This is a genomic window from Chelatococcus reniformis (assembly GCF_014640075.1).
GTDB lineage: Bacteria > Pseudomonadota > Alphaproteobacteria > Rhizobiales > Beijerinckiaceae > Camelimonas > Camelimonas reniformis.
Window position 1 is genome coordinate 50,401 of sequence record NZ_BMGG01000006.1, and the last position, 19,777, is coordinate 70,177.

15 protein-coding genes are annotated in these 19,777 nt (G+C 68.0%); 10 read left to right on the plus strand and 5 right to left on the minus strand.

Annotation, left to right across the window (positions count from 1 at the left end):
* Positions 1 to 1,018: 1,018 nt before the first annotated feature.
* The 5 genes from pncA to IEW34_RS16665 all read right to left on the minus strand — a co-directional run bounded on the left by pncA (position 1,019) and on the right by IEW34_RS16665 (position 8,518).
* Entirely contained in the window at positions 1,019 to 1,651 is a 633-nt protein-coding gene (gene pncA / locus IEW34_RS16645; protein ID WP_188610348.1) for a bifunctional nicotinamidase/pyrazinamidase, read from the minus strand.
* Positions 1,651 to 2,970 (minus strand): DUF763 domain-containing protein, encoded by a 1,320-nt coding sequence (locus IEW34_RS16650; RefSeq protein ID WP_188610349.1) that lies wholly within the window; start codon positions 2,968 to 2,970, stop codon positions 1,651 to 1,653. The genes pncA and IEW34_RS16650 overlap by 1 nt, the downstream gene beginning before the upstream one ends.
* Positions 2,971 to 3,301: 331 nt before the next feature.
* A complete protein-coding gene (locus IEW34_RS16655) occupies positions 3,302 to 6,481 on the minus strand; it encodes a multidrug efflux RND transporter permease subunit (protein WP_188610350.1) in 3,180 nt (1,059 codons plus the stop codon).
* A gap of 129 nt (positions 6,482 to 6,610) precedes the next feature.
* Positions 6,611 to 7,849, minus strand: a complete 1,239-nt coding sequence (locus IEW34_RS16660) for an efflux RND transporter periplasmic adaptor subunit (protein WP_188610351.1) — start codon at positions 7,847 to 7,849, stop codon at positions 6,611 to 6,613.
* 150 nt (positions 7,850 to 7,999) lie between these two features.
* Positions 8,000 to 8,518: a hypothetical protein gene (locus IEW34_RS16665; RefSeq protein WP_188610352.1), complete on the minus strand. Its 519-nt coding sequence runs from the start codon at positions 8,516 to 8,518 to the stop codon at positions 8,000 to 8,002.
* A 634-nt stretch (positions 8,519 to 9,152) separates the two neighbouring features.
* On the opposite strand from IEW34_RS16665, the gene IEW34_RS16670 reads away from it, so the two are divergent.
* The 10 genes from IEW34_RS16670 to IEW34_RS16715 all read left to right on the plus strand — a co-directional run bounded on the left by IEW34_RS16670 (position 9,153) and on the right by IEW34_RS16715 (position 19,656).
* Entirely contained in the window at positions 9,153 to 9,431 is a 279-nt protein-coding gene (locus IEW34_RS16670; protein WP_188610353.1) for a hypothetical protein, read from the plus strand.
* A gap of 175 nt (positions 9,432 to 9,606) precedes the next feature.
* Entirely contained in the window at positions 9,607 to 10,281 is a 675-nt protein-coding gene (locus IEW34_RS16675) for an alpha/beta hydrolase family protein (RefSeq protein ID WP_188610354.1), read from the plus strand.
* A gap of 201 nt (positions 10,282 to 10,482) precedes the next feature.
* Complete coding sequence (locus tag IEW34_RS16680) at positions 10,483 to 11,733, plus strand: ABC transporter substrate-binding protein (RefSeq protein ID WP_188610355.1); 1,251 nt, start codon at positions 10,483 to 10,485, stop codon at positions 11,731 to 11,733.
* Positions 11,734 to 11,805: 72 nt separating this feature from the next.
* A complete protein-coding gene (locus IEW34_RS30295; RefSeq protein ID WP_210324520.1) occupies positions 11,806 to 13,743 on the plus strand; it encodes an ABC transporter permease in 1,938 nt (645 codons plus the stop codon).
* Complete coding sequence (locus IEW34_RS16690; RefSeq protein WP_244642038.1) at positions 13,740 to 14,525, plus strand: ABC transporter ATP-binding protein; 786 nt, start codon at positions 13,740 to 13,742, stop codon at positions 14,523 to 14,525. Before IEW34_RS30295 ends, IEW34_RS16690 begins: the two co-directional genes overlap by 4 nt.
* Positions 14,518 to 15,219, plus strand: coding sequence for an ABC transporter ATP-binding protein (locus IEW34_RS16695; protein ID WP_188610356.1), 702 nt, complete (start codon positions 14,518 to 14,520; stop codon positions 15,217 to 15,219). Before IEW34_RS16690 ends, IEW34_RS16695 begins: the two co-directional genes overlap by 8 nt.
* Before the next feature lie 9 nt (positions 15,220 to 15,228).
* On the plus strand, positions 15,229 to 16,446 hold the full coding sequence (locus IEW34_RS16700; RefSeq protein WP_188610357.1) for a CaiB/BaiF CoA transferase family protein: 1,218 nt from the start codon (positions 15,229 to 15,231) through the stop codon (positions 16,444 to 16,446).
* A 10-nt stretch (positions 16,447 to 16,456) separates the two neighbouring features.
* The gene (locus IEW34_RS16705) at positions 16,457 to 17,221 is read left to right on the plus strand and encodes a VOC family protein (RefSeq protein ID WP_188610358.1); all 765 of its coding nucleotides are present in this window, start codon (positions 16,457 to 16,459) and stop codon (positions 17,219 to 17,221) included.
* A 32-nt stretch (positions 17,222 to 17,253) separates the two neighbouring features.
* The gene (locus IEW34_RS16710; RefSeq protein WP_188610359.1) at positions 17,254 to 18,435 is read left to right on the plus strand and encodes an acyl-CoA dehydrogenase family protein; all 1,182 of its coding nucleotides are present in this window, start codon (positions 17,254 to 17,256) and stop codon (positions 18,433 to 18,435) included.
* 24 nt (positions 18,436 to 18,459) lie between these two features.
* Positions 18,460 to 19,656, plus strand: a complete 1,197-nt coding sequence (locus tag IEW34_RS16715; protein WP_188610360.1) for an acyl-CoA dehydrogenase family protein — start codon at positions 18,460 to 18,462, stop codon at positions 19,654 to 19,656.
* Positions 19,657 to 19,777 lie beyond the last annotated feature (121 nt).

The following is a 19,777-nucleotide window of genomic DNA, read 5'->3' on the forward strand; positions in this document are numbered from 1 at the left end:
CCGAACGACTTTGGGGCGAATTTACGCTCCTGCTGAGTGTTCGGCTCGAACGTCCGGCGTCTGTTGCGTCCCTGTCTTCACCACCATTTCTTCCCCGCCGTCGTGCGCCCGACCGGCGTCTGCGAGCGGCCTTGTCATCAATGCGAGGCGCCCGCAGCCTTCCCCGTCGGCCCGGCATCAACCGCGTATCGCCGCCCCGCGCTCATGCCTGCAAAACTGACATCAAATTCGCAGCCCCTTGCCATGGGCCGCGACAGGGCGGAGGCACCTGCCTCACCCGGATCAACAGAAGGGCGCCAGTCAGCGCGCCGACCGTCAACGCGGCGCCAAATCGATGCGGAAATGGCGGCGGATGCGCTATTCAACTGGTTTATGACCATCATCAAAATTCCTTGAATTTTGATCGGTCGCCCAAACTCATCCACTGCGGCACTGCAACGAATATGGCAAATCAAATTTTGTTGCTCGCCGAATGATGAGCCCGCCCCGTCGGCAGCCGGCTCATCGGCAACGCGCCAGGCACCGTCCGCGCTCGGCCTCTCCCTGCCCGCTATGGACCTCAAGTAAGCCCAATCGACGCCAGGCCGGTAAAAGGCGCTTTTGAGGTCGCACCGTCGATCATCGGGCAATCCGCTGACTCGAGCACCAACGCCGTTGGCCAGGTCATTCAGAACATCCCGAAATGAAGCCGGATCAAGTGTTACTTCGTATAAGCGATCGGCGACGCCCTTCTCCGTCTGCTTCGGCTGAGATCGTCAGTCTTCATCGCCGATCTTGCACGCTAGAGCTCGTCCGTTCCACCCCCATTTGGGCGTGAGTCCGCGTTGCCCGGAAACCATTCGCGATTGGACACCCCCATCCAACGGCGAAATCGCCTGGCCGGAGGCCGAGCTTGCGCGGAGGTGGCGTGAGGCCGCCACGTGCGCGGTTGCGGCCGATTCCCTTCGAGCGGCTTTGCCAGCGTCGATACGGGCGATTGGGTATTGCCGGATCGTCGAGCGCCGGCGCACGCCGCCGGTCATCGACCGATCTGCGCGCCCTTGACGACCGGGATCTCAAGTTCCCGCAGCCGCAGCCGCGCCGCGCCGTCCGAGCCGTCGAGATCGAGGGACCGGCAGGCATCGTCGATCAGCACCGCTGCGAAGCCCAGGCGATGAGCATCTTCAGCCGACCAAAGGACGCAGACGTCGAACGCGAGCCCCGTCAGGAACACGCGCTCGAACCCGCGCTCGCGCATGTAGCCGGCCAATCCCGTCGGGGTCGTGCGGTCGTTCTCCATGAATGCCGAATAGGAGTCGATGCCTCGGTCACACCCCTTGCGCAGCACCAGCTCCGCCCTGGTCAGGTCGAGATCCGGATGGAACTCGGCGCCGCGCGAGCCTTGGACGCAGTGGTCTGGCCAAAGAATTTGAGGACCGTAGGCGAGCGCAACCGTGTCGTAGGGCTGACGGCCGGGATGGGCGGATGCGAACGACATATGGTCCGCCGGGTGCCAGTCCTGAGTGAGGACGGTATGATCGAAGCGGCCCATCAGGCGATTGATCGGGGCGACAACCTCGCCGCCGCCCGGCACCGGGAGGAGCCCACCCGGGCAAAAGTCGTTCTGCACGTCCACGACCAGCAACAGATCCGTATCAGGCTTCACGAGCATCAGGGCGTCCGTCCGTGCGAAAGGGCCGGCCGTATGGAAACACGCTGCCCAGGGTCATCCTCCGGGCGGACCTCGCAACGCTCGGCCGGCGGGGGAGGCTCCCAGCCGAAGACGCCGCGACCTCCGTACTCATGCGAGCGTCGTCGTTCAGCCGCGACGAACGCCGGCAGAGAGGGCCCGGTGGCGTCGCGTTCCATCGTCCGGGTCTGCGCATCGAGCCGGCGGATGGCCTCGAGCCGCTCGCCATTGCCGAGCTTGGCACTGCTGATCGCGGCCTTCAGGACCTCGATGGTCCTGTCGTAGACGAGGGTCGGCACGGGATAGGGATGCCGGTCCTTGCCACCCAGCGCCAACGCGTGGCGGGCCGGGTCGGCGAAGCGGCACGGCGCGCCGTGGATCACCTCCGCCACCAGGGCGAGCGAATGGACGGTGCGCGCGCCGACGCCAGGCACCAGCAGCAGCTCGGCGAAGTCAGCCGGGCCTCGGTCGGCTGCAGCAGCGAGCGCGCCATGCAGACGCCGGCTCATCACGTCCTTCGGCCGCACGTCGTGGTGGGCGGGCATGACGAGATGCGGTAGCAGCGGCTGCCGTGCCGCAGCCGCCGGCGCATCTTCCCCCAGGACGTCCGCCAGCAGCCGCAGGACGCGATCAGGCCCCTCCCGCACGAGATCCAGTTGCCCGCTGCGTGAGGCGGCCGCACGCCGATCGGTGAGATTGACGATCTTGCCAGCCGCCCTCCCCTCGATCGCGGCATGCGGCGCCTCCACGAAGCTGCTCAGGCCTTCCGACAGCCAATGGTATCTGCGCGCGAGACCGCTACCGCCGTTCATGCCCTGCTGCACGACCACCCATCGGCCATCGTCGGCAACGATGAAGCCGTGCAGATAGAGCTCGAAGCCGTCCTGTACGGCGGCGCTGTCCACCTTCGCCACGAGACGGCTCGCCCGCGCCAGGGCGACACCGTCGAAGCCCACGCGCTCACCCACGGCGAGCAGTTCGTGCGGCGTCTGGCGCGAATGGCTGCCGCGGCCGCCGCACACATGCAGCCCGAGTTCGCCGGAGAGCGGGCCGAGGCCGCGCTTCAGGGCGCCGATGACGCTCGTGGTGATGCCGGACGAGTGCCAGTCCATCCCCATGACCGCGCCGAAGGACTGGAACCAGAACGGATGCGACAGTCGGCGCAGGAATTCGTCGCGGCCATAGTGGTGAACGATCGCTTGGGCAATGACCGCACCGAGCCGCGCCATGCGTTGGCCGAGCCACGCGGGCACGCGCCCGTTGTGCAGAGGCAGATCGGCGCTACCGGCCCGTCGAGCCATCGGGTCCCCGCAAACAAAACAGGAACATCGGTGTACCACGGCCGCGGCCGCAACGCGAGCCCGAGGGCCACATCGGCATCAACCCGCGGCCTGGAGCACCATCGCCCGGCGGCGTGGGGCTGCCGAGCGCACGCAGAAGCGGGTCGAGGTACGTCGGCTTGACCAGGAACAATCGCCCGGTCTGCTGGCGCGGGCGATGCGCTTGGGCCGTATCCGTCTTGGCGGCTGCGCCCACGACGCTCGATCCATGCCTGCTCCCCGTCGGCGCCGACGGCGCGCGCCGCGGCCGCGATGGCCTCGAGCGGTCTTTCGGCCTTCCCAGCGCCGCCCGTCAGTGCCCGGTGCTCGGCATCGCGGCGGCCGGCGGCGGGCCGGCCTCGGCCGCGTCTTCCTGCGCGGCCGGCGGATCGGCCGCCACCCGCCGGCGCTGGAACATGCGCATCACGACGACGAAGAAGACCGGCACGAAGAACACCGCGAGCACCGTCGCGGCGATCATGCCACCCATCACGCCCGTGCCGATCTCCTGCTGGCTCTTCGATGCGGCACCGGTCGCGATGGCCAGGGGCACCACGCCGAAGATGAAGGCCAGCGAGGTCATGACGATCGGGCGGAAGCGCTGCGTCGCCGCCTGCACGGTCGCCTCGATCAGCGATGTGCCGGGCTTCCAGAGCTCCCGGGCGAACTCGACGATGAGGATCGCATTCTTGGCGGAGAGGCCGATGATGGTGATCAGGCCGATCTTGAAATAGACGTCATTGGGCATGCCGCGCAGATAGACGGCGGCGACCGCCCCGATGACGCCGAGGGGAATGACCAGCAGCACCGAGAACGGGATCGACCAGCTCTCGTAGAGCGCCGCCAGGCAGAGGAAGACGATCAGGATCGACAGCGCCAGGAGCAGCGACGCCTGGGATCCTGCCTCCTTCTCCTGCAGCGATTGGCCTGTCCAGGTGTAGCCGAAGCCCTTGGGCAGCTGCTCCATCAGCCGCTCCATCTCGGCGATCGCCTGGCCGGTCGTGTAGCCCGGCGCTGGCTCGCCCGTGACGCGGACCGACTGATAGCCATTGAAGCCGACGATCTGCGCCGGGCCGACGCTCCACTTCAGGCTGGCGAAGGACGACATGGGCACCACGGCGCCGTTGACGTTCTTGACGGTATAATTGAGCAGATCCGACGCATTGAGCCGTTGCAGATCCTCGGACTGCACGATCACGCGCTGCATCTTGCCGCGGTTGGGGAAGTCGTTGGTGTAGACCGATCCCAGGTTCACCTGGATGGTGTCGTTGATGTCCTTGAAGTCGACGCCGAGCGCCGCCGCCTTCTCGCGGTCGATGACCAGCTCGGCCTGCGGCGCCGGCGGCAGCCCCTCCACGTAGACGTTGCGGAGCACCGGGCTGCTGCGGGCAAGCCCCAGGAGTTGCTGCTCGGCGGCCATCAATGCGGAGTAGCCCATCTGCGCCCGGTCCTGCAGGCGCAGGCTGAATCCGGAGGCGTTGCCGAGATTGTCGATCGGCGGTGGCTCGAGCGCCTGGATGACCGCGTCGCGATAGCTGGCCAGCGCCTTGTTGGTGCCGCTCACCAGGGCCGCGGCCGAGTTGGCGCCGTCGCGCTCGCTCCACGGCTTCAGCGTCACGAAGGCCTGCGACGTCATCTGGCCCTGGCCGGAATACGAGAAGCCATTGACGACCGTGACCGTGGCGACGCCCGGCTGGGCCATCAGGTGTTCTTCGACCTTCTTCACGGCGGCCAGCGTGCGGTTGAAGGAGGAGCCGGGGGGCGTCTGGATGTCGACGGTGAAGAAGCCCTGGTCTTCCAGCGGCAGGAAGCCTTCCGGCATGCGCACGAAGGCATAGCCGAGCCCGCCCAGGAGGATCAGATAGACCATCATGACGCGCCCGCTACGCGCCAGCAGGCGAGAAACACCGCGTCCGTAACGCGCCGTCTCGCGGTCGACGAACCTGTTGAACCAGCCGAAGACGCCGCCCTTGGCGTGGCCGTGACCCCTGGCGATCGGCTTCAGCAGGGTGGCGCAGAGCGCCGGCGTCAGCGACAGCGCCAGCAGCGCCGAAAAGGCGATCGAGGTCACCATGGCGATGGAGAACTGCCGGTAGATGATGCCGACCGATCCCGGGAAGAAAGCCATCGGGATGAACACCGCGACGAGTACCAGCGTGATGCCGATGATCGCGCCGGTGATCTGGTCCATCGCCTTGCGCGTCGCCTCTTTGGGTGACAACCCCTCCTCGTTCATGATGCGCTCGACGTTCTCGACCACGACGATTGCATCGTCGACGAGGATGCCGATGGCCAGCACCATGCCGAACATGGTGAGCACGTTCACCGAGAAGCCGGCGAGCATCATCACCGTGCAGGTGCCGAGCAAGGCGATTGGCACGACGATGGTCGGAATGAGCGTGTAGCGGATGTTCTGGAGAAACAGGAACATCACGAGAAAGACCAGCGCCACCGCCTCGATGAGCGTGTGGATGACCTTCTCGATCGAGGCCTCGACCGCAGGCGTGATGTCGTAGGGAATGTCCCACTTCAGGTTGCTGGGAAAGAACTGGGACAGCTCCTGCATCTTGGCGCGAATGGCCTTGGCCGTCTCCATGGCGTTGCCGTCGGGCGCCAAGGTCACCGAGATGCCGGCCGCCTCGCCGCCGTTCAGCCGCGTGGTGAACTTGTAGTCCTCGCCGCCGAGCTCGATGCGCGCCACGTCCCGCAGCCGCACGGTCGAACCGTCTGGATTGGCCCGCAGGACGATGGCGCCGAACTCCTCGGGCGCCCGCATCTGGCCCTTGACGGTGATGGGGAAGTTGACGCCGTGGGTCGACGGGCTCGGCTGGGCGCCGACGGCGCCCGAGGCCACCTGGACGTTCTGGTTCTGGATCGCGGTCGAGACGTCGGACGCGTTGAGCGAGAAGCCGCGCAGCTTGTCCGGATCGACCCAGACGCGCAGGCTTCGCTCCGTCGAATAGAGCGTCGCGCGTCCGACGCCGGGGATGCGGCGGATCTCGTTGATGACGTTGCGAATCAGGAAGTCGCCGAGCCCCACCTCGTCCATGGAGCCGTCGGTGGAGACCAGGGTAATGATCACCAGCGTGGCGGCGGAGGCCTCCTCGACCAGGATGCCCTGCTGGCGGACCTCGGCCGGCAGGCGCGCCTCCACTCGCTTCAAGCGGTTCTGCACCTCGACCGAGGCGTAGCCCGGATCGGTGCCCGGCTTGAACGAGGCCGTAATCTCGACGACGCCGAAGGAATCGCTCGCCGATTCAAAGCTCTGGATGTTGGCCGCGCCGTTGAGCTCGTCCTCGATGAGGCGCGTCGTACCCGTGTAGAGATCCTCGACGGAGGCGCCCGGAAATGCGGTGGAGAGCGCGATCGAAGGCGGCGCAATGATCGGATATTGCGCCACGGGCAGGTTCGGGATGGCAATCAAGCCACCCAGGCAAATGAATAGCGCGAAGACCCAGGCGAAAATCGGCCGGTCAATGAAGAAGCGAGCCATGGAGACCGCAGATGTAGACGAGAACGGGGGTGCCGGCGGCGCAAGGCGGCACACGGCGTCGAAGGATGGTCAGGCCAAGGCCGGGCAGCCGCCGGCGAGCACGATGGCCCGCCGGCCGCTGCCGTTGGCTTAGCGGATCAGGGCCGAGCCGGCCGAGCTGACGTTGCCAGCGGCCTGAGCACTCGCCTGGCGCGTCCGCGCGGCGGTCGGAGCGGCCGTGGGCCTGACCTGCATGCCCGCGTTGATCCGCTGAAAGCCTTCAACCACGACGCGCTCACCCGGCTTGAGCCCCTGCCGGACAAGCCAGCTCGACCCGACCACGGGCCCCAGCTCGACCGGCTGGCGCATCACCTTGTCGTCCGCCTTCACGACCCAGACCTCGGCCTTGCCATCGACGGTGCGCTGGATCGCCTGCTGCGGCAGGGTGATGGCATCGACGTCCACCCCCTGCTGGAGGCGAGCCCGCACATACATGCCGGGAAGCAGTTCGTCGTGGGGGTTGGGAAACTGGACGCGGAGGGTCACCTGCCCCGTGCCGGGGTCGGTCGTGACATCGGAGAACAGCAGCTTGCCCGGGTGCCCATAGGGCGTCCCGTCGTCCAGGATCAGTTGCACGGCAGCTGCGGCCTCGTCCAGGCTGGCAAGCTCGCCGCTCGCCAGGTCCCGGCGCAGCCGGTTCAGCTCGCCGACCGATTGGGTGATGTCGACGTAGATGGGATCGAGTTGCTGGATCGTCGCGAGCACACCGCCGCCGGTCGCATCGATCAATGCGCCTTCGGTCAGCAGCGCCCGGCCGATCTTGCCGGAAATCGGCGCGCGCACGTTCGTGTAGTCCAGGTTGAGGCGGGCCCGGTCGCGCGAGGCCTTCGCAGCATCGACGTCGGCCTCGGCCTGCTTTTGTGTGGCGACGGCCACGTCGTACTGGGCCTGGCTGGCCGCCTGGCGGCTCAGCAGGGCCTTCAGGCGCTCGGCCTGCTGGCGCGTCAGCACCAGATTCGCCTCGGCACGGTCGAGCGCGGCCTCGGCGCTGGCGAGTTCGACGCGGTAGGGCGCGGGATCGATGGTGTAGAGGACGCTGCCCTCGGTCACCCGGCTGCCCTGCTCGAAGGTTCGCTTGACGACGAGGCCGCCGACGCGGGCACGCACCTCGGCGATCCGCGTGGGCGTGACGCGTCCCGGCAATTCGCGTTCGTAGGGAATGGGCTCCGGCGTCACCGTCATCACGGCGACCTCGGGCGGCGGGGCCGGCGGGGCCGCCTGCGCCTTGGCGCTGGGCTCGGTGCAGGCCGACAGGGCCAACGGCGCGATCAGCAGCAAGGGATAGGCGCAGCGTCTCGCTTTCGCGGCGCGACTTGAACGTTCAGACATGGTGACAATCGCCCCATTCGCTCCGACACGGCGCGCGCGACCTCGGTCAGCCAGCACTCCGGTGGGCGTCAATCGTGGAAAACCACTCGCTCACGAATCCATCGGGGATTGCGACAACGCTTCGGCGCGAACCGTCGCGTCGGGCAAATCCTAGGCTGCGTCAGCTTTGGGGGGGCGTTCGTCAGGGCTCAGACTGCGAGACCGGGCGCTCTCGTTGGTCGCGACCACCTTCGACCAGAAGGAGAATTCAGTGACCACCGCGGGGCACAACGCAAGCGTAATGTGGGACAGATCGGGGTCTGCCGCACAATTTGCGTTGCCGATGAAATGTCTCGGGACGCTGGCCGCCGCATTGTCGGGCGCTGCCGCGCTCACTACGGACTCGATGCTCGACGTCGGCTCGTAGTCGGGGACCGCCTGCTGAGTGGCGGGCAGGATAATGCCCATCCACAGCAGCAAGGCGATGCCGAGATATGAGATCGAGCTCCGATTCATAGCCATCAGTCTAAGAACGCCCTTGCTGCGTTGCAATACGACTGCGACATTCTGTCCAGAAGTATAGGAAATCTTCAGGATTGTGGCAACAAGATGAAAATGGGTAAGACGCTTCGAGTCGCGCCCTGCCGGGAATGGATCGCAGTCTAGCCGCAGGATTGACTGATAGCGCACCGTGGTCTATTTTTGTTCACTCGACTAAAATATGAGCGCGTCGGGGCTGAAGACTGCCTCTTCTGAGGTCATGAAATCCAGCGGCCTGTCGCCTAAGTTTATTGCATGGGTATTGCCTGGCGCACGATGGCGAGGTCGGTCGATTGCCGAACGACGGTTTGGCGCGTTCGGCTGAGCCGATTGCTGCTGCTCCTGGTCGCCGCGACCTCCATCGGCATGAAGCTGGACCTGGACCATCTCGCCGTCCCGCGCGACGCGGGCGTCACAGTCGAGCAGCGCTTAACCGCTGCGAGTCCGTCCCAAGCGCGGATCGAAGCGAGCGACGCCCCTTCGTGTCTCGACGTCGAATGTCCGCGGCTGGCGCCGCTCGCCTATTGCGTCGTAGGCCTTCGCGTCGCGCATCCAGTGACCTACCCCCGTCTCGCTGAGCCGCGCTGCGCGCATCAGAGCGAGAGCCCCCCTCTGCGACCGCCACGCGCCTGAGGCTCCGCCTCAGCCGCTGGTAGATCAGCCGCCCCGCCCTGCCGCCTCCAACGACGGCCAGGGTGAGCAGGCTGTCGGCCTCCACCGCACAACATTGCGAGCTGCCGTTCCCAGGCCGTAGCCGGCCGGCAGCAGCGCCCTTGGAGCACATATGTCGCTCGCGCACTCTATTCTGCTCGCCGTTCGCCTCCTCGATCCCGGCCTGAATCCGGAGTTTCCCCGTGCCGAGCCGGCCTTCACGTCCGAAGGTCGGCTGGTGAGGACATCGCGGGGAACGCTCTGCATCGACGGCCCGCATCACCCCCACCGCGTGCACAAGCTACCCTCCGCCCCGGCCACATCGTCGGGCCACCACCGCGAACCGACGCGGGATAGCTACGTCCACTGCTCGGCGGAGACACTCGAGCGCGAGCGGCTCGGCGCCAGGTGAGAGCGTTGCAGGTGAGAGCGCTGGAGGCCGCACGTGGCACGCTGCCGCCGCGGCACAGCGGCCAACGTCGAAGCCGTGGCGCCTTGTACCGGAGCCCGGGCGTCGCAGTTCGGTTGCAGCGGACACCCGGCGGCGAGAGGATGGAGCACGCCCGTCGCCGAGCAACGAGCCAGCCATGACGACCCTGGAAGACGTGACGATCGCGGTCGATGCCTACATCCGCGTCAGCGGGCTCTGGCAGCGGCCGGCGGCGGCGCGCGCCGTCCTGGTGCTGGCCCACGGCGCCGGCGTTGGCATGGCCCACAGAACGATGGCGGCGCTGGCCGATGGACTGGCGGACCGCAAGGTGGCCACGCTGCGCTATCAGTTTCCTTACATGGAGCGCGGCGGTGGCCGGCCCGACGGGCCCGCGCTCGCCCAGGCGACGGTGCGCGCGGCCGTCGCGGAGGCTGGCCGGCTGGCCGGTGCCCTGCCGCTGTTCGCCGGCGGCCGCTCATTCGGCGGCCGCATGACCTCTCAGGCACAAGCCGCAACGCCCCTAGCCGGCGTGCGCGGCCTGGTGTTCTTCGCGTTTCCGCTGCATCCAGCCGGCAAACCGGCGACCGCCCGTGCCGAACACCTCGGGACCATCGCCATCCCCATGTTGTTCCTTCAGGGCAGCCGCGACGCGCTTGCAGCGCTCGATTTGCTGGAGCCGGTCGTCGCCGGGCTCGGGACTTTCGCGACGCTCGTGCTGGCGCCCGATGCCGATCATTCGTTTCACGTTCCCGCCAGGACCGGGCGCAAGGACGCGGACGTGCTTGCCGACCTGCTCGACATCGCCGCGGCGTGGATGGCTGGCGCCGGCTGAAGGGCGGCCCCGACGACGCGGCGGGCACTGCGCGTGTCGGCACGGAACCGAGCCCGGAGTGGCTTGCCGGGCTCCCTTTCCCTCCAGCGCGGTCGTTCGGCCCGTGGGCACGTCCGGCCGGCAGAGCGATTGACAGTATTTTATAAAAAATACACGATCTGCCTCAGCCGACGCTGATCGGACAATAAATCGGGAGGAAACATGGCCCTGACGAGACGGTCAGTGGTGGCCGCAGGCGTTGCGGCTGCTGCGTTCACTGCAGCGCCCGTGCGGCGGGCGCGATCGCAATCGGCGCCGCTGCGCATCGGCATCATGTTCCCCATGTCCGGGATAGGGGCGGAAGCGGGAACGGCTTGGCTGCGCGGCGCCGAGCTGGCCGCGGCGCAATGGAATCGCTCCGGCGGCCTCCTCGGCCGGCAGATCGAGCTGGTGGTCCGCGACGACAAGTATTCGAGCGCCGGCTCGGTGGCCGCCGGGCGCGAGCTTGCCGGCATGGGCATCAACCTGCTGGTCGGCGCCGCGCAGTCGCCGATGGCGCTGGGGCTGTCGCCCGTGCTCGGCGAGCTCAAGGCCCTCTGCGTCGCGCCGACGCCGGCGGCCATGTCGCTCACCCACGAGAACTTCAACCGGAACTTCTTCCGTCTCTGTCCCAACGCCTACACGCTGTACAGCGGGCTCGCCAAGATCGTGGCGACCCGCCATCCCGACGTCAGCGAATGGGCGAGCATCTCCTTCGACAGCGAGTACGGCCGCGACTCGGTGCGCTTCTTCGAATATGGCGTGCGCCACGCGGCCGGCGGCCGCAGCATCAACTTCCAGCCGCCGATCTTCGTGCCGCCGACCAAGACCGACCTCAAGGTCGAGATCAATGCGCTGATGAACTCGCCGGCGCAGGGACTCTACCTCGGCCTCATCGCCGCCCCCTGCATCAGCTTCCTGCAGCAGGCCCGCGCCGTCGGCCTGAACCGCAAGCTCAAGGTGATCGGCGAGGCGGGCACCGACCTGCTCATCGGCCGGGCCATGCAGAAGTCGACCCCGACCAATCTGTGGTCCGTCACCTACTGGTTTCCCGAGCACGAACCGTTCAAGAGCAACCCCATCAGCGAAGCGCTCTTCAAGGACTACGTCGCCGCCACCAACGACCGCCATCCCATCGGCTTGCTGACCACCAGCCACCGCGCCTGCCTCGCCCTGTTCAACGCGGTGAAGAAGGCCAACGCCACGGACACCGACAGCGTCATCTCGGCGCTCGAAGGGCTCACCTTCGACACGATCGGCGGCCCCTACTCGATCCGCAAGGAGGATCACCAGGGCTACGGCACCTCCTTCTACGCCAAGGTAGGGCCCCGTGATGCGCAGCCGTTCTACGGCCTCGACACCCTGGAGCAGTTGTCCGACGCCGAGGTGATCGAACCGGCCACGCCCGGCCGGAAGTTCGAGTTGCCGAGCTGACGCGGTCGCCTGAGCCGGCACGCGGCAAGGCCGCCGCCGACGGCCGGCCGGCCCCAGGACGGGGATGACGCGATGAACCAGATCCTCTTTGCGGGTTTCAATGCCCTGGCCTTCGGCATGTCCATCTTTCTGGTGGCAGCGGGGCTCACACTCATCTTCGGCATTCTCAAGCTGCTGAACATGGCGCAGGGCGCCTTCTTCATGATCGGGGCCTACGTGGCCTTCTCGATCCTCGGAACGGGATCGTCCTCCTTCGGCTTCTTCCTGCTGGCGGCCCTGGGCGCCGGGCTCATCGTCGCGCTGCTCGGCCTCATCACCGATCGCCTCGTGCTGACGCGTCTGCGCCATGTCGACTACCACTACGTGCTGATCGCGACCTTCGCGCTGATGATGGTCTGCAACGGGCTGGTGAAGCTGATCTGGGGCGTCGAGTTCGTCAGCGTGAACCCGCCGACGGTGCTGGACGAGCCGGTCGAGCTCGGCTCGCTGTTCGTGTCCCGCTACACACTGTTCATCATCGCCGCCGGCCTCGTCGTGTACCTCGTCATGGAAGTGGCCTTGCACCGGCTGTGGTTCGGCAAGCTGATGCAGGCGCTCGCCGCCGACTCCTGGATGGCAGGCCTGCTCGGCCTCAACGTCCCGCTCGGGCTGGCGCTCAGCGTGATGGTGAGCTTCTTCCTGGCCGGACTGGCGGGCGGGCTGCTGCTCCCGAACCAGAGCCTGTCCCCCCAGCTCGGCGATTCCTACCTGCTGTTCGCTTTCTTCGCCGTCATCATCGGCGGGCTCGGCAACATCCGCGGCGCCTTCGTCGGCTCCATCCTGCTCGGCCTGGTGAGCAGCCTCAACACCGTGCTGCTGCCCGACATGCCGGGCATCGCCATCTACGTGGCACTCGCCGTCTTCCTGTTCGTGCGGCCGACGGGCCTTTTTCCGAGCCGCGCCACGCAAGCGGAGCCGGCTTCGGACGAGGGCGGCGGCAGCCTGGCGCGGTCGCGCATCGGCCGCGGCGTCTGGCAGGTGCTGGGGCTGGCCGTCGCCGCCTTCGCCGCGAGCATGCCGCTGTGGGCCAACGAGGGCCTGCTTTTCCTCGCCGGCTCTACCCTGGTGCAGGGCCTGTTCGCGCTGTCCTGGAACATTCTGTTCGGCTACGCCGGGCTGGCTTCGTTCGGCCACGCGGCCTTCTTCGCCCTCGGCGCCTATCTCGCCGGCGCCGTGCTGCGCTACTGGCCGGCCGTCCCCTTCCTTGCCACGCTGCTTGGCGCAGGTGCCCTCGGGGCAGCCGTGGCCTTCGTGGTCGGCGCGTTGGCGCTGCGCCGCATGAGCGGCATCTTCCTCGCCGTGCTCACCGTCGCGCTGAGCGAAGCCATGCGGGTGCTCATCAGCTACAGCCCGTTGCTCGGACGCGAGGACGGGCTCGTCAACATCCCCAGGCCGGTGCTGCACCTGCCCTTCGCCATCGACCTCACGTCCTCCGCCGCCTACTTCTGGTTCCTCCTGGTCACCACCGCGGCGATCGTCGCCGTGCTGTGGTGGGCCATGCACGGCCGCTACGGACGCAAGCTCCTGAGCGTGCGGCAAGATCCCGAGCGGGCCGCCTTTCTCGGGGTCAACGTCACCGGCGTGCGCATCGGCGCTTTCATGCTGTCGGGCGGGGTGGCTGCCGTCGCGGGCGCGCTCTACGCGCCGTGGGCCAGGATCGTCACCCTCGACGAAGTGCACTGGCTCGCCTCCACCCAGCCGGTGCTCAACGCCATGCTCGGGGGCGTCAACTCGTTCTGGGGCCCGCTCCTGGGATCGGCCGTGTTCACCGTCATCAACTACGGCACGCGCACGCTGATCGGCTTGTCGGAGCTGATCGTGGGGACGATCCTGCTGTTCATCGTGCTGGTCGCGCCGGGCGGCATCGTGGGCGTGCTGCGCTCCGCCGAGGCTGCCTGGATCCGGCGCCGCGGCGGCGCCGCCGCTCCAGCCGCGGCGGCCGCGGCCCCAGGCGCGGGGGCACGCCCATGAGCACCATTCTCATGAGCACCATTCTCGACGTCGCCGCGGTCTCGAAGAGCTACGGGCCGCTCGCCGTGCTCAAGGACGTCTCGCTCGATGTTCATCGCGGCGAGATTTTCGCCATCATCGGCCCGAACGGCGCCGGCAAGACGACGCTGTTCAAGGTCATGACCGGCGAGAGCCTCTGCGACGGCGGCCGCGTCAGGTTCGACGGCGCCGACGTGACCCGTGAGCCTTCGCACCGGCGGGTGCGCCGGGGCATGGGCCGGACCTTCCAGGTGGCGCGCGTGTTCCGCGATTTCACGGTGCGCGACAACATCGTCGTGGCGATCGAGGCGCGCCGCCGCAACGGCGGCGAGCGGGTGGGCCCCGCGCTCTCGATGGCACCGGCAGCCGAGGTCGTCGGCGAGGCGGACGAGTTGATCCGCGACATCGGGCTCGACCATGTGCGCCACAGCCAGGCCAGCCTGCTCTCCCACGGCGACAAGAAGCGGTTGGAATTCCTGATCGCGCTCGCCCTACGGCCGTCGATCCTGATGCTGGACGAGCCCACCGCCGGCATGTCGCCCAGCGACCGTATCGGCATCGCCAAGCTCATCCAGCGCATTCGCGACGAGCGCGGCATCACCGTGGTGATGACCGAGCACGACATGGACATCGTCTTCAGCCTGGCCAGCCGCATCATGGTGCTGAATTACGGCGAGGTCGTCGCAACCGGCTCCGTGGCCGACATCCGCGCCGATCAAGCCGTCCGCGAGGTCTATCTCGGCAAGGAGATGTACGGTGCTTGAGGTCGCCCATCTCGATGCCTTCTATGGGGACGGACAGATCCTGCACGCCATCGCCCTCGATGCGGCCGAGGGTGAACGTGTCGCGGTCCTCGGCCGCAACGGTGCCGGCAAGTCCACCCTGCTCAAGAGCCTCATGAACGCCGGTCCGCGCGTGGCGGGAGCGATCCGCTTCGATGGCCGGCTTCTCGCCGAGATGCCGTCGTACCGGCGGGCGCAGCTGGGCCTCGCGCTAGTGCCGGAGGATCGGCGCATCTACTCGCATCTCACGGTGCTGGAGAACATCGCCATCGCCCGCTACGGCGCCGCCGGCCGCAAGGCCATGGAGCCTCGCCAAATCCTCGAGCGCTTCAGCATGCTGAAGCCGCTGGAGGAGCGCTACGGCGGTCAGCTCAGCGGCGGCCAGCAACAGCTGCTCGCCGTGGGCCGGGCCTTCGCCGCGGGTCCGCGGCTCTTGCTGCTGGACGAGCCGACCGAAGGCCTGGCGCCCGTCATCGTCGAACAGATGGCGCGTGAGATCGCGGCCATCTGCGACGAAGAGAAGGTGGGCCTTGTGCTCTGCGAGCAGAACATCTGGTTCGCGCGCGCCTGCACCAGCCGCCTCTACCTCATCGACACAGGGCGGATCGTCTTCAGCGGCGGCTGGGACGAATTCGACCGCAACGCCGACCTGAAGCAGAGATATCTTGCGGTCTAGGGAGCCTCGATGAACACGACCGGGAACGCACCGCCGGCGCGCGGTCCGCTGGAGGGCATGCGCGTGCTCGATTTGTCCCGCTTCGTCGCGGGACCGTACTGCGCCATGATGCTCGGCGACATGGGCGCCGATGTCGTCAAGATCGAGCGGCCGGGCAAAGGAGAGACGGCGCGCGGCCTGGAGCCGGGCGTTGACGGAGAAAGCTTCTATTGCTTTGCCGTGCACCGGAACAAGAAGGGCCTGACCCTCGACTACGGCAGCGACGAAGGGCGGGCCCTGTTCCACGCCATGGTGGCGAAGGCCGACGTCGTGGTGGAAAACTTCCGCCCCGGGGTGATGGAGGCGATCGGCTGCGGCTGGGAGACCTTGCGGGCGCTCAACCCGCGGCTGGTCATGGCGCGCATCTCCGGCTTCGGCCAGGACGGGCCGCTGGCCCACCGCCAATGCTTCGACGCCGTCGCCCAGGCCATGAGCGGCCTCATGCACATGACTGGCCAGCCGGATCGCCCGCCGATGCTCACCGGCAGCACGATCATCGACTATACCACCGGCATGTATGCGGCCATGGGCGTGCTCGCCGCGCTCAACGCCCGTCACGTCACCGGCGAAGGCCAATTGGTCGACGTCGCTCTGCTGGACTCGGCGATCTCGCTGATGCTCAGCGCCATCCCCGATCGCGCCGTCGGCGGCCTCCCTCTCGAGCGCAACGGCAACCGCGACCGCTTTTCCGCCCCCGGCAACACCTTTCACACCGGCGATGACCGCTGGGTGCTGCTGACGGTGGCGGACGAGAAGATGTTCGAAAACCTCGCCCGGGCGATGGGCCGCCCCGACCTGCCGCGCGATCCGCGCTTCGCCGATCGCGTCAGCCGGGTCGCCCATGTCGAGGCGATCGAAACCGAGGTGACGGCTTGGACCCGTTCACTCACCGCCGACGAGGTCGTCATCGCCCTTGAGAAGGCGGGCGTGCCCTGCGCCAAGGTGGCGAGCATCGACGAGATGATCGCCAATCCGCAATTGCGCCACCGCGGCCAGATCGTGGAGGTGCCCCATCCCAGCGGAGCGCGCATCCCGATCCAGGGCGTCACCATGCGTCTGTCGCAGACGCCGCTCTCCATCCGGCGCGCCCTGCCCCATGTCGGCGAGCACTCGGACGAGGTGCTGCACGAGTGGCTGGGTCTGGCAGCCGCCGACATCGGTGCGCTGCGCCAGCGCCAAGTCGTTTAGGAGATCACGCATGTTCCTTCGCCTGCGCCAGCTCTGCCTCGTCGCGCACGATCTCGAGCCGGTCGTCACCGACCTCGAGGCCATCTTCGCCATTGCGGTGTGCCACCGCGATCCCGCCGTCGCCATGTTCGGACTCCATAACGCGCTGCTGCCGATCGGAACGAGTTTCATCGAGATCGTCGCGCCGGTGGAGGCCGACACCACCGCCGGACGCTATCTGGAGCGCCGGCAGGGCGACGGCGGCTACATGGTCATCCTCGACACGGCCGACGTGACGCCGTGGCAGGCGCATGTGGACAGGATCGGCGTGCGCGTGGCGGCGCCCCTGTCGATCGACATCTACCGCGGCCTGCAACTGCACCCGCGGGACACGGGCGGCGCGCTGCTGGAGATCAACTGCACCGAAGGCAACGGCCCGATCGACGGGCTCTACCATCCGGCCGGCCCGCATTGGCAGGGCTTCGTGCGCACCGGGGTGGTGAAGGCGGTCACCGGCGCCGAGCTGCAGAGCGCCGATCCGGCCCGCCTCGCCGCCCGCTGGGGCGAAATCCTGCAAAGGCCGGCGCAGCGTGCCGGTGACCAATGGCGAGTTGCCGTTGATAACGCCGAGCTGCGCTTCGTCCCGGCCACGGACGGTCGCGGCGAGGGCCTCGGCGGCATCGACGTGGAGGTGTCCGACCTGGAGGCGCTGCGCCGCCGCGCGGCGGATCGGGGGCGCGCGCTCGTGGACGGCCGCGTCGAGATCGGTGGTGTCCGCTTCAATCTGCACGGCTGAGCACGGCCCGCGCGGCCATCGAGAGGAACAAGATGGATCTCGAGTACAGCACCGAACAATCGCTTCTGCGCGACAGCGTCGAGCGCTTCGTCCGCGACGACTACGCCTTCCAGGCCCGCCAGAAGATCCTGGCCAACGGGGGCTTCAGCGCCCCGCACTGGACGACGTTCGCCGAGCTCGGCTGGCTCGGCATCCCGTTTGCGGAGGAGGACGGCGGCTTCGGCGGCTCGGCCGTCGACCTCGCCGTCATCATGGAAGGGGTCGGCCGCGGTCTCGTGCTGGAGCCGTTCCTGCCGACGATCATGGCCGGAGGGCTGATCGCGGCGGCCGCCAGCAGCGCGCAGAAGCAAGCCTGGCTGACGCCGCTCATCGCCGGCGAGTGCAAGCTCGCCGTCGCCTTCGCGGAACCGCAAAGCCGCTACGACCTGGCGGATTGTACGACCCGCGCCGCCGCCACCGGCGCCGGCTGGCGCCTGGAGGGCCGCAAGTGCGTCGTCGTCGGCGGCAAGATCGCCGATGCGTTCATCGTGGTGGCGCGCACCTCCGGCGACCGGCGCGATCGAACCGGGCTCAGCCTGTTTCTCGTGCCGGCCGATGCCGACGGCCTCACCGTGCGCCGCTACGACACCAACGACGGCCAGGGCGCGGCCGACCTGGAACTGGCAGGCGTCGCGCTCGGCCCCGATGCGCTGCTGGGGCCGGATGGGGCGGCGCTGGATCCTCTGGAGCGCGCGGTCGACGGCGCCACCGCCGCCGTCGCCGCGGAAGCCGTGGGCGCCATGGCGGCGCTATGCGACGCCACGCTCGCCTACCTCAAGGTGCGCAAGCAGTTCGGCAAGCCGCTGGGCAGCAATCAGGCGCTGCAGCATCGCATGGTCGACATGGTGATCGCGCTGGAGGAGGCGCGATCGGCGGCGCTCGCGGCGAGCCTCTCCATGACCGAAGACGACGCGGCGGCGCGAAGCCGCGCCATCTCGCTGGCCAAGATCGAGATCGGCCGCACCGCCACCAAGGTCGGCCAGGAGGCGGTGCAATTGCACGGAGCCATGGGCGTGACCGACGAGCTCGACGTCGGCCACTATTTCAAGCGGCTCACCATCATCGCCACGTCGTTCGGCAACGCCGACTGGCACATCCGGCGGGTCGCCGCGCTCGATGCGGCGACCCGCCGGTCAGCGCCGGAGCAGCCGGCCCCCGGCCGGACGGCGGCCTGACACGGCCTGGAGCGGAAGATCGTCATGGAACTCAAGCTGAGCCCGGCCGAACAGGCCTTCGCCGCGGACGTCCGCACCTTCATACGCGACAACCTCCCCCCCGACATTGCGGGGCGCGTGCGCCGGGGCGAGCACCTGGGCAAGGACGACCACATGCGCTGGCAGCAGATCCTCGGCCGGCACGGGTGGCACGCCTTCACCTGGCCGCAGGAGCACGGCGGACCGGGCTGGTCGGTGGTGCAGCGCTACCTCTTCGAGGTCATCTCGGCCGAGATGGATTGCCCGATCATCCAGCCGTTCGGCCCGCGCATGGCCGGCCCCGTCATCTACACCTTCGGCACGCCCGAGCAGAAGGAGCGCTTCCTGCCGGGCATCCGCCAGTCGACCGTGTGGTGGTGCCAGGGCTACTCGGAGCCCCAGTCGGGCTCGGACCTCGCCTCGCTGGCGACGCGCGCCGACGATGCGGGCGATCACTATGTGGTCAACGGCCAGAAGATCTGGACGAGCTACGCGCATCACGCCGACTGGATGTTCTGCCTCGTGCGCACCGCACGGGAGGAGCGGCCGCAACAGGGCATCTCGTTCCTGCTGATCGACATGACGAGCCCCGGCATCACCGTGAAGCCGATCCTGATGCTGGAGGGCACGCACTCGTTCAACGCCGTGTTCTTCGACAACGTGCGGGTGCCGAAGAACAACCGCATCGGCGAGGAGGGGCGCGGCTGGACCTACGCCAAGTTCCTGCTCGAGCACGAGCGGGTCGACAACGCCGCCATCGGCGTCACCAAGCAGGCGCTCAGCCAGGTCAAGGCGATCGCCGCAGCCGAGCGGGACGGCGACACGCCGCTGATCGACGATCCCCTGTTCCAGGCCAAGCTCATTGCCGTCGAGGCGCAGCTCATGTCGCTGGAGATGGCGGCCTTGCGCGTGCTGTCGCAGGTGGCATCCGGCGCCTCGCCCGGGCCGGTGTCGTCGCTGTTGAAGATCCGCGGCACCGAGGTGGCCCAGCGCATCAGCGAGCTCGGCATGGAGGCGACGGCCTATTACGCCCTGCCCTACCAGCCCGGCCTGATCGCCGGCCAGTCGAACGAGGAGCCGATCGGGCCCGACTATGCGGTCACCGCCGCCAACAACTACTTCTGGCGCCGCTGCATGTCGATCTATGGTGGCAGCAACGAGATCCAGCGCAACATCATCGCCAAGGCGATGCTGGGGCTTTGAGGGTGGGCCATCCGGCCGGCCCGGCCGTACACAGGGGAAACGCATGACCATCGGATGGAGCGCCGACGACATCGCCTTCCGCGACGAGGTGCGCGCCTTCGTCGAAGCCAATCTGCCCGCC